Source organism: Paenibacillus violae (assembly GCF_032461945.1).
GTDB classification, from domain to species: Bacteria; Bacillota; Bacilli; order Paenibacillales; family NBRC-103111; genus Paenibacillus_E; species Paenibacillus_E violae.
The window spans coordinates 322,969-332,969 of record NZ_JAWCUD010000007.1 but is presented as its reverse complement, the minus strand read 5'-3'; the positions used below and the strand labels follow the sequence as shown (position 1 = coordinate 332,969).

The following is a 10,001-nucleotide window of genomic DNA, read 5'->3' as shown; positions in this document are numbered from 1 at the left end:
AGAATAACCTTAATGGCATGCATCTACGAAAGGAGGACTTTCATGAAAATTGCCTTAGTCTGCCCGGATTCTTTGCCGTGTCCACCGATCAAAAGCGGAGCGATTGAGTTATTGATTGATCGCATGGCTCCTTATTTAAGCAGATTGGGTCATTCGGTTACGATTTTTTCGATACAGGATCCTTCGCTCAGCAATGATGAACGGATGAATGGTGTGAGATTCATTCGTTATGACCAATCCACTTATTTCAATGACGTGCTGAGTTACTGTGAAAAGCAACTATTTGACGTAGTTCAATTATTTAATAGACCGAATTGGGTTGAAGAAATGAAGAGCGCCGTTCCGGCTGCCCGCGTTTATTTATCGCTTCACAATTTATTGATCAATCACGAGACCCGTGATCAGGCTGCACTTCACGCTTTTGAGTTAGCCGATCACCTCATTACGGTCAGTAAATTCGTTGCACAGGACATCATCAAAACCATTCCTGCAGTCAGCAGCAAAATCACCACGCTTTATACGGGAGAAGACCCTAAGCGATTTACGCCTCATTTTACCAGAGAAGGTAAAAAGATCGCTGAAAAGCTAAAGGGAGAATTGGGTATCCCTCCTGGCTTCCATGTCGTCCTCTTTGTTGGCAGGCTGCTGCCCAAAAAAGGCTGTCATCATCTAATTAACGCCATGAAGCTCGTCATCAGAAAATATCCCAAAACAGCGCTAGTGATCATTGGTAGTAAGTGGTATGGCGACCGGACCATTAGCACTTATGTCACGAAACTTCGAAAAAGAGCTATGGCTGTGTCCTCTTATATATATTTTACCAATTTTATACCGGTAGACAGGCTTCCCAGCTACTATACGATGAGCGATGTGCTTGTGGTCCCATCCCAATGGCAGGAGCCGCTTGCAAGAGTTCAGTATGAGGCTATGGCAGCCGGCATACCGATCATCAGCTCGAATCGAGGGGGGAATCCTGAGCTTGTTCTAAATGAGAAAAACGGTTATATCATTGATCGTTATACAGACCCAAGAGCTTACGCTCAGGCCATCATCACGTTATTAAGCAACCAAGAGAAACGCATCCGAATAGGACGCGAGAACAGGAAATTGATTACGGATCGTTATAACTTTGAGAAGTATGCGCAACGACTATCGAATTTATATCAAACCACATGAAACCGTATACGATTGGAGTGAACAGTGTGAGGATTGCTTTGGTTTGTACGGAAATGCTAACCGTTCCTTCTATCCGGGGAGGAGCTATTCAAATTTTCATCGATGGCGTGATTCCCTATTTAAGCGAGAGCCATGAAATAACGGTATTTTGCATAAAAGATAATGACCTTCGTGACCGGGAGGTAGTAAAAGGTGTGACCTATATCCGGGTTGCGAAAAATGATTATCAACTAAATGTTGCCAACGAGTTGAAAAAAATGAGGAGTAGTAATCGGACATTTGATGTTATTCATGTGTTTAACCGTCCCATGTATGTCCCTATCATCAAGCAAGCTATGCCTGAGAGCCGGGTTGTTTTGAGCTGTCATAATGAGATGTTTCGCCAAGAGAAACTGCCGGATGACAAGGGTCGTCAAGTGGTTAAAATAACCCACAACATCATGTCCATCTCCAACTATATTGGAAAAACAATTGTGGATCGTTACCCTGAAGCTGCAAGTAAGGTGAAGACGGTGTACTCTGGCATCAATCTGGAGCAGTACAAACCCATATGGCGGGAAGATGCTCAGGCTGAAAGAAAGGCATTGCGCAAAAAATACGGCGTCGAAAATAAAAAAGTTGTGTTATTCGTTGGACGGCTGTCCGCCAATAAAGGGGCTGATGTTCTGCTGCAGGCCATGCAGCGGGTCGTCAAAAAACATGATGACGCCGTGCTGGTCATTGTCGGAAGCAAATGGTTCAGCGATAACCGTGTAGACGATTATATATCGAATTTGCGAAGGCTTGGCGATTCGCTGGGGAAAGACAGAGTTGTGTTCACGAACTTTGTGCCTCCAAGCAAGATTCCCTCGATTTACTTGCTCGGGGATGTGTTCGTCTGCAGTTCCCAGTGGCAGGAGCCACTTGCTAGAGTGCATTATGAGGCCATGGGGGCGGGCCTCCCGATTATTACGACGAATCGTGGGGGCAATGCCGAGATCATATCGAATCATAAGAACGGAATCGTCATAAGCGCCTATACCGATCCATGGGCATTCGCGAACTCGATCAGCCACATCTTCACGAATCCGTCGAAAGCGGATGAGTTAGGCCGTGCTGGCCGCAAATTTGTGGAAGGCAACTATGGGTTCCAGCACGTTGCCAAGCGATTGCTGGAGCTGTATGTATGAGGGAGCGGTTGCGGGGAGTCGCCGCCTGTTAGGTGCCGCAGGGACCGGCTAGGGAGTGTGGAGCCGGCGGAGACCGAGCGGGTGATCGATGCTGAAGCTGGAGCCAGAGAAAGAGCCGGAGCAGGGCCCGAGGCCGGGATTGCGGCCAGCTCGGGGGAACTACAGGGCGCTATTTCTGCGAAATAGGCCCTTTTACACAAGGAAGGGGAACTATGGTCCCTTATTTCAACGGATTGGGCTGGACTTTCGCCCAAATCGTTGAAATAAGTCCCCGTAGTTCCCCAAGAATGTAAAAACAGACCCGAGGGCACAAATAGCGCCCTCAGGTTCCTTTATATGCTGCAAGGTGAGCATCCACTGATGTGCTGCAGCTAAGGGAGATGGAAAAACTACCGTTAATCTGCGCTGCTCAGTGGCAGGGAACGAAATAACGGTAGAAACTCTAGCTAAATCGCCGGTAGGAGTCGAGAATCGGGCATACTCGGCGAAATTAACGCCGAAAAATCCAGCTACATAGGAAAAAGTGGAACATTTGCAGCAAATAGCTGGAGGAATCGGCGTTATCTTACAAGTAGCATATGTAAACGAAGGCCAACTTTGCGGTTGGCCTTTTTGGGGTTCAAGACGGTTGCGGGCGACTGCGAGACGGCAGCGAAGAGTGGCGTGGGCGGTGCATAGTTGGCCGACCGCTCTGCGCCCCCGCCGCCGCCACCAGCGGCTGCAAATCAAGCCGCTTAAGCCAGCGACTCCTCTTCCAGCCACTGCACGAAGCGCTCAATGCCAACCTCCAAGCTCGTCGATGGCGTGTAGCCCAATAGTGTGTGCGCTTTCTCAAAGTTGGCCCATGTTCGTGGGACATCGCCGATCTGCATCGGCTTCCAGTGGATGATTGCCTTCTTGTTCATCGCATTCTCCAACGCGGTGACAAGGTCCAACAAACTGGTCGGGTGGTCGTTCCCGAGGTTAAACACTTCGTAACCGGGATGGTCGAAATCGATGGATTTACGAATCCCCGCAACGATATCGGCTACATACGTATAATCGCGACTGGTCGTGCCGTCTCCGAACAGGGAAAGGGGTTCACCTTTTGCGATTTTTTTGGCGAACAGATGAATGGCCAAATCCGGTCGCTGACGGGGACCGAATACCGTGAAGAAGCGCAGAGCGACAATCGGCAAGCCGAAACAATGGCTGTAGCTGCGGCACAGCGCTTCGCCTGAAGCTTTGGTGGCGCCGTATGGCGAGGCGATGAGCAGGGTAGGGTCCGTCTCCGAGAACGGCACCTTGTCATTCAAGCCGTACACCGAACTGGACGATCCAAAAACAAACTTGGAAACGCCGTATTTGACGGCAGCATCCAGCAGATTGACCGTGCCCGCAAGATTGACATCGACGTAGGTGCTCGGGATTTCGAGGGATGGCCGGACCCCGGCTTTGGCGGCCAAATGGACGACGGCGTCCGGTTTCCAAGCACTGAATATGCGGTCCATGCCGGCTCTGTCTCGTATGTCGGCTTCGATTAGTTCATATCTAGGTGAACGCAAGTGATTTTGAATGTTGTTCTCTTTCACTTTGCGCTCATAGTAGTCGTCAAAGTTATCGATCACAAGCACTTCGTAGTTATCGTCCAAGAGAAGAGAGTCCACCAGGTGGCTTCCGATGAATCCCGCCCCCCCGGTAACCAGAATTTTTTGTTTCATCATGGTTTCCTCCTTGGCTGCTTGATCATAATGCGCTTATCCAAGCGCGGACAGAATCGTCTTTGACGGGATGAGCAAACATGATTTCCGATTTCTGTGAAGCCGCTTGAATTTCTTGCAAGGATATATTCGGCCGATAGCGGAAGCACTGCCTGATTTTGCTAGGATATTCTTGGCACCTGGCTCCGCACTGCATGGCTAACGTCATGTACAGGATTTCTCCCAACGCAAAAACATCCGTTTTGGCGAGAATTTGCTCGAATAGCGGTTTGTTCACTCTGGCCAGCATCTTCTTCACAAGTCTATGCCGATAAACCTGCATCGGGTTAAACGTGCCGTAGAAGTGATTGCTTTGGAAAAACGGCTGCCAAAGACCCCACTCCTTCCACATGCCGAGTGCCGTTGTCCAATTGCTTTTGTGAGGCGTCGTCTCTGTTTTGAGGGCCTCTACTAAACAATCGTAGTCCTCCATGTGATTGCTCAGGAACGACTCAAATCCGCCGTGAATGAACATCACATCATATTCGGTGTACACCAAATACTCATAGGGAATTCGGGTATCTTCCAGCCATCTCATGACGTCGTAGAAGAATCTTCCGGTCCGTCCTCTGCGCAGGGGTCTGCTGTAAGGACAGTAGAGGATGTGTTCGCTCTGGCATACCTCTTTGCCGAAATTCCTGTCGGTGCCGCCATTATAAAGCACGATAAAAGCATTCGGGTTATACTTCCGAAGGTTTCTAATTTGTTGGCGAAGCGCAGGTTCGTTCTCGTGGGCTAATAGAGCGAAACAAATCATGCGGCTTCCTCCTTTATTTTTTAAGGTTGAAAATCCAATCGCGAACCTCAGCGTCCTTGACCGGATGGACGAACATGACCTCGGGCTTCTGACTGGCCTCTTTGGCGTCGTTCAGACGAATGCGATGGTACACGCGGAGGTAATCTACACTCGGTTTAGGGTAAGCCTTTAAGCGTCCACCGCATTTTTTGGCTAGCGTAATATAGAGCATCTCTCCTAAGGCGTATACATTCGTAGCGTTAAAAAGCTCTTCCAGCATAGGCGTATCGATGATAGCCAACATCCGTTTCAGGATGGAATGCCTATACACTTGCATCGGATTAAAAGTCCCATAGAAATCGTCCGTCTGGAAGAACGGCTTCCAGCGATGCCATTCCTTCCACATCGTTTTGCCGGGAATCCACCAATTGCGCTTACGGTCTTTCTCGTGGCGGATTAATTTCACAAGAGCGTCGTGGTCCCTAAGTTCATTCTCGACCATGCGTTCAAATCCGTGATTGACGAACATCACATCATATTCGGTGTAGACTAAGTAGTCGTAGTTGACGTTCTTCTCCTCTAACCATCTCATGACATCATAGTAGAAACGTCCCGTCTTCCCCTTCTGCAATGGCCTGCTGTACGGGCAGTACATGACTTTCATTTTTTTGCAAAGGGCTTTGCCGAAATTTGCATCCGGTCCGCCGTTGTACAAAACAATGTGTACGTTATTCGGGTTATATCTGCGAATGTTACGGATCTGTTTGTAGAGGGCGTTTTCATCAGCATGCGCTAACAGTGCAAAACAGAGCATGTTCCAGCCTCCTAGGGTTGATTAAAAATCCAATCACGCACTTCGGCGTCTTTCACGGGATGAACGAACATAACGTCAGACCGGCTTTTGGCCTCTTTAATTTCTTTCCGTGTAATGGCGGGTCGGAATCTTAGAAACCGTTTGGTATTATCCCCGTAAATTTTGCATTTGCCGCCGTATTTTTTGGCTAATGTAATGTATAACATTTCACCCAGACAAGGAATGTTCGACGTATCAAACAGATGCTCCAGGCGCTTCTTATTCAGCCCTCCAAGCATCTTCTTAATGATGCCATGACGGAAGACGGACATTGGAGAGGAGGTGCGGTAGAAGGCATCGGACTCGAATATCGACTTCCACCGTTCCCAGTCCTTCCACATGTCTCTGGCAGGAGGCCACGAGGCATTCTTCGGATCGACTTCTTTGCGAAGTATTTTAACCAGGCAGTCGTAGCCTTCCATTTTACTTAACAAGTACTCGCGAAACCCTGAATTGACAAACATGATGTCATACTCCAAATAAACCAGGTACTCATAGGCTATTTTTTTATCCTCAAGAAACCTCATGACATCATAGAAAAACCGGCCGCTGGTACGCTGCTTTAAAGGACGGCTGTAAGGACAGTACAGGACATTTTCGTCCTCACATACCTTTTTACCGAAATTCGTATCCTGACCGCCGTTGTAGAAGATGATTTGGACATCCTGGGGATTATATTTCCGAATATTTCGAATTTGATTACGCAATGCTTGTTCATTCTCGTGAGCTAATAAAGCCATACAAATCATGAATGCAGCCTCCTCTGCCTATACGCTTATTTCTGAATCTCATTATGGAAAAGCGTTAACGCACGAGCTACGGCCTGATCCATATTGTAGTATTTGTAATCAGCCAATCTTCCCGCAAACAGCACGGTATCCTTGATTTTGTCGGCTTCCGCTTGATACAGCTTGTAGAGGTCTTTGTTTTCATCGCGCGGAATCGGGTAATAAGGCTCATTTTTACCTATGGTATAGGTTTCAGGGTACACGTAAGAAATGGTTGTTTTGGGAGATTGCTGACCCGTGAGATGCTTCTGCTCCAGAACCCTTGTGTAGTCGTATTCATGCGGGTAGTTGACCGTCCCGACTTCCTGATGATACTCGGTATCCAACGTGTCGAATTCAAAGCGCATGCTGCGGTACGGAAGCTGACCGTGCATATAGTTGAAGTACTCATCAATCGGACCTGTATAGATCATTCGTTTGTACGTTATTTCGCCGATGAGCTCTTTGTAGTCGGTATTCAGGAGGGTTTTAATATTAGGATGATTGAGCATTTTGTTGAACATAGGCGTATAGCCGTGTTTGGGGAGTCCTTGATAGGTGTCCTGAAAATAGCGATTATCCCGTGAGATGTAGACAGGGACTCTTGCGGTCACAGACGGTGCAAGTTGTTCCGGATCTAACTCCCAGTGCTTCAGCGTGTATTTGTAGAATACGTTTTGATAAATAAAATCGGCCAAGTCGCTTAATTCTCCGCTTGCGCTTTGGCGAAGCTTCAAGATCGGCACTTTGACGCCATAACCAAAGTGGTCAATCAGCAGCGCTTCCAGCTTTTCTGCATATTTGGGAGGGAACAAGGCGTAGATGGAGTTGAGATTAAAAGGGACAGGCACCTTCTTGCCGTCAATCACCACGCGCACTTCATGAAAGTAAGGACGCCACGGGGTGAACATGGAGAGGTAATTCCAGACCATACTCGAGTTCGTATGGAAGGTATGGGAGCCGTACTTATGAATTAGTATGCCGTGTTCGTCATAACAGTCATAGGAGTTACCGCCAATATGATCTCTTTTGTCGACAATCAAGACCTTCTCTCCCCGTTGGGAGGCAATTCGCTCTGCCAGCGTTGCGCCTGTAAAGCCTGCGCCAATGATTAACCAATCTGTTTTCATTACTCGACCTCCTGAACGTTGGGCTGTGCCGCTAGTCTAGCTTCCAATTGGTTTTTTTCGCATATTTGAGATACTCATCTTTAAACTTGGGATTATGCCAGCTGTTCCACGGTTTTTTATCCGTTGTGTAATGAATGATGGCCGGATTGAAACGCTGATGATGGGAACGGTGCACTTGATAGTTCCACTTGGGGTCGAGCTTCAGCCACTTCTCGTGCAGAACGGCGTTTAAAGCATCCTGATCCATGAATTTAAGCTTCTCCGGATTTTTTCTCATATAATGTAGAACTTTCTCCGAGGTTTGGTTATCACGCCATTTTTTCAAGTTCAGGAGCAGCACGCCTGCGTTAAAATATCCATATTTTTCAGGAATGGAAAGTTCCTCGAAACGAAGCACTTTACCGGGGATCGGCACAGCGCCGAGATGATACTTATCAATGTTGACATCCCACAGGTTGGTAATATCCTCTTTCACAATGAGATCACAGTCCAGATAAAGCGCTTTGCGGACGTCCTTCGGCAAGAGGGCTGGAATCGCAATCCGATAGTAGGTTTCTTTACTCAAATGATAACGAACGACGACATCTTGAAAGAGAGAGTCCTCTACCGTTAAAAAAGAAAGCTCCACTTGGAAGGATTTCAAGGCATTATGAAGCTTCTGCTTGTTTTCGTTAGATATTTTGCCGTCGATCACGTAGAGGGAGAGGGGCCGATTCGTTGATTTATTTTCGAATAAGGAAGTAAGCATCACTGCCAAATGCTTCACGTACTTGTCATTGGTAGCCACGACGATATGGATTCTTTCCAAGCGTAATCCTCCTTCGTACACATTGGTTTTTACCCGTCTAGATATTTGTATTACCGGAGGGAAAGGGTGGTTTGTACGTTTGTCCCGAAAAGCAGAATAAAGCTTGCTCAAGTAGGTAATAGTTGATTTTTCCAAGGGGTTAGTTATCCGTCCGAGTTTGTAATAAGACAAGGCGCATACACTTTAAGATGACAGTGATTAATGTCTACCCGCACTTGCGGTTAGCGTCAATGAACTCTACACAACAAGGGAGAGCGGCCATGAAGATTTGCATGATTGGAACTGGTTATGTAGGACTCGTGGTTGGGGCATGTTTGGCGGAAATGGGGCATGAAGTGATTTGCGTGGATAATAATCCCGCCAAAATATCCGCATTGCTGAACGGACAATTGCCCATTTACGAACCTGGATTGGAACGGCTGGTTGAACGAAATGTGCTAGAGAGTCGGTTAAGCTTTTCGTTGGATATTAGCGAATCTGTGGCACAAAGCCAATTCATTTTCATCGCTGTAGGAACCCCGCCGGCTGAAGACGGATCTGCCGATCTTACTTATGTGATGAAGGCCGTAGAGCAGATTGGTGCAAGTATTCGAGATTATGCCATTGTTATTACGAAATCAACGGTTCCTATCGGCAGCAGCGAGCGCATACGAGGCATCATTGAAAAGCAGTTAAAGAACCGAGGGCTCACGGACTTGGAATTCGATATTGTTTCGAATCCGGAATTTTTAAGAGAAGGCGCTGCCGTCAATGATTTCTTGAACCCTAACCGAATTGTTGTCGGGAGCAGCAACCCCAGAGCACTGGCCTATATGGAGAAGCTTTATTTGCCGCTTACGAGCAAGGGATTTCCTATCGTTCACATGGATATTGCCTCTGCTGAGCTTGCCAAATATGCTTCCAACGCGATGTTGGCCACACGGATAAGTTTTATGAATGAAATGGCTGGAATCTGTGAAGCTGTCGGTGCCGATATTGAACGGGTTCGTCAAGGGATGGAGCTCGATCATCGAATTGGCAGTTACTTTTTATCAGCTGGGGTCGGTTATGGCGGCTCTTGTTTCCCTAAGGATGTACGGGCTATTATCCAAAGCGCTACGGAGCGGAATATTCCAACGCATATCTTAGAAGCTGTCGATAAAGTGAACCATAAGCAGAAGAAAAAGTTGTTTGAGATGGTTGTAGGCCATTTCGGGGAAGATTTGAAGGGACTTAGACTGGCCGTGTGGGGATTATCCTTTAAACCGGAAACCGACGATATTCGGGAAGCGCCGTCCATTGAGACCATCGAACAGTTAAGGAAACGCGGAGTTCAGATTCAAGTTCATGACCCGGTTGCCTTGCAGAATGCGTACCAGGCTTTAGGCGAAGAGAATATTACGTATTTCACAGGGCTCTATCAAGCTCTTATGGATGCGGATGCGCTGTTGATATTTACAGAGTGGAAGCAGTATCGGTCGGCGGACCTGGGCCGTATCAAGAGCTTGCTGAAGCAGCCGGTACTTTTTGACGGAAGGAACTTATTTAATCCCTACATGATGAAAGAAGAAGGATTCGTCTATCAAAGCATCGGTAGGATGAAGTGATCGTTCATCCTATCCCAATCCACACAGAAGGATGATG

At 47.5% G+C, this 10,001-nt stretch carries 10 protein-coding genes; 3 read left to right on the top strand and 7 right to left on the bottom strand.

The window, feature by feature from the left end; genetic code table 11:
- Positions 1–42: 42 nt before the first annotated feature.
- Positions 43–1,176 (top strand): glycosyltransferase family 4 protein, encoded by a 1,134-nt coding sequence (locus RQP52_RS21225; protein WP_315953709.1) that lies wholly within the window; start codon positions 43–45, stop codon positions 1,174–1,176.
- A gap of 26 nt (positions 1,177–1,202) precedes the next feature.
- Complete coding sequence (locus tag RQP52_RS21220) at positions 1,203–2,345, top strand: glycosyltransferase family 4 protein (RefSeq protein WP_315953708.1); 1,143 nt, start codon at positions 1,203–1,205, stop codon at positions 2,343–2,345.
- Positions 2,346–2,570: 225 nt separating this feature from the next.
- Here the strand turns inward: RQP52_RS21220 and RQP52_RS21215 are convergent, their stop codons facing one another.
- From RQP52_RS21215 to RQP52_RS21185, 7 genes are read right to left on the bottom strand one after another with little or no spacing between them, the layout of a single operon-like run.
- Complete coding sequence (locus tag RQP52_RS21215) at positions 2,571–3,107, bottom strand: hypothetical protein (RefSeq protein ID WP_315953707.1); 537 nt, start codon at positions 3,105–3,107, stop codon at positions 2,571–2,573.
- Positions 3,080–4,045: a GDP-mannose 4,6-dehydratase gene (locus RQP52_RS21210; protein ID WP_315953706.1), complete on the bottom strand. Its 966-nt coding sequence runs from the start codon at positions 4,043–4,045 to the stop codon at positions 3,080–3,082. The genes RQP52_RS21215 and RQP52_RS21210 overlap by 28 nt, the downstream gene beginning before the upstream one ends.
- A 25-nt stretch (positions 4,046–4,070) precedes the next feature.
- Positions 4,071–4,841 carry a hypothetical protein gene (locus RQP52_RS21205; protein WP_315953705.1) on the bottom strand — a complete coding sequence of 257 codons (771 nt, stop codon included), beginning with the start codon at positions 4,839–4,841 and terminating at the stop codon, positions 4,071–4,073.
- Between the two features lie 13 nt (positions 4,842–4,854).
- Positions 4,855–5,634: a hypothetical protein gene (locus RQP52_RS21200; protein ID WP_315953704.1), complete on the bottom strand. Its 780-nt coding sequence runs from the start codon at positions 5,632–5,634 to the stop codon at positions 4,855–4,857.
- Between the two features lie 11 nt (positions 5,635–5,645).
- Positions 5,646–6,422 (bottom strand): hypothetical protein, encoded by a 777-nt coding sequence (locus RQP52_RS21195; RefSeq protein WP_315953703.1) that lies wholly within the window; start codon positions 6,420–6,422, stop codon positions 5,646–5,648.
- 26 nt (positions 6,423–6,448) lie between these two features.
- Positions 6,449–7,570, bottom strand: coding sequence for a UDP-galactopyranose mutase (glf, locus tag RQP52_RS21190; RefSeq protein ID WP_315953702.1), 1,122 nt, complete (start codon positions 7,568–7,570; stop codon positions 6,449–6,451).
- 31 nt (positions 7,571–7,601) lie between these two features.
- Positions 7,602–8,378: a glycosyltransferase family 8 protein gene (locus RQP52_RS21185; protein WP_315953701.1), complete on the bottom strand. Its 777-nt coding sequence runs from the start codon at positions 8,376–8,378 to the stop codon at positions 7,602–7,604.
- A gap of 260 nt (positions 8,379–8,638) precedes the next feature.
- Here RQP52_RS21185 and RQP52_RS21180 point away from each other — a divergent pair, with 260 nt between their 5' ends.
- Positions 8,639–9,964 carry a UDP-glucose dehydrogenase family protein gene (locus RQP52_RS21180; protein ID WP_315953700.1) on the top strand — a complete coding sequence of 442 codons (1,326 nt, stop codon included), beginning with the start codon at positions 8,639–8,641 and terminating at the stop codon, positions 9,962–9,964.
- Positions 9,965–10,001: the final 37 nt, after the last annotated feature.

Excerpts from the sequence above, each read along its gene's own strand:
- RQP52_RS21210 (WP_315953706.1), bottom strand. The coding sequence starts at position 4,045 with ATGAAACAAAAAATTCTGGTTACCGGGGGGGCGGGATTCATCGGAAGC.
- RQP52_RS21195 (WP_315953703.1), bottom strand. The coding sequence starts at position 6,422 with ATGATTTGTATGGCTTTATTAGCTCACGAGAATGAACAAGCATTGCGT.
- RQP52_RS21205 (WP_315953705.1), bottom strand. The coding sequence starts at position 4,841 with ATGATTTGTTTCGCTCTATTAGCCCACGAGAACGAACCTGCGCTTCGC.
- RQP52_RS21180 (WP_315953700.1), top strand. The coding sequence starts at position 8,639 with ATGAAGATTTGCATGATTGGAACTGGTTATGTAGGACTCGTGGTTGGG.
- RQP52_RS21225 (WP_315953709.1), top strand. The coding sequence starts at position 43 with ATGAAAATTGCCTTAGTCTGCCCGGATTCTTTGCCGTGTCCACCGATC.
- RQP52_RS21200 (WP_315953704.1), bottom strand. The coding sequence starts at position 5,634 with ATGCTCTGTTTTGCACTGTTAGCGCATGCTGATGAAAACGCCCTCTAC.
- glf (WP_315953702.1), bottom strand. The coding sequence starts at position 7,570 with ATGAAAACAGATTGGTTAATCATTGGCGCAGGCTTTACAGGCGCAACG.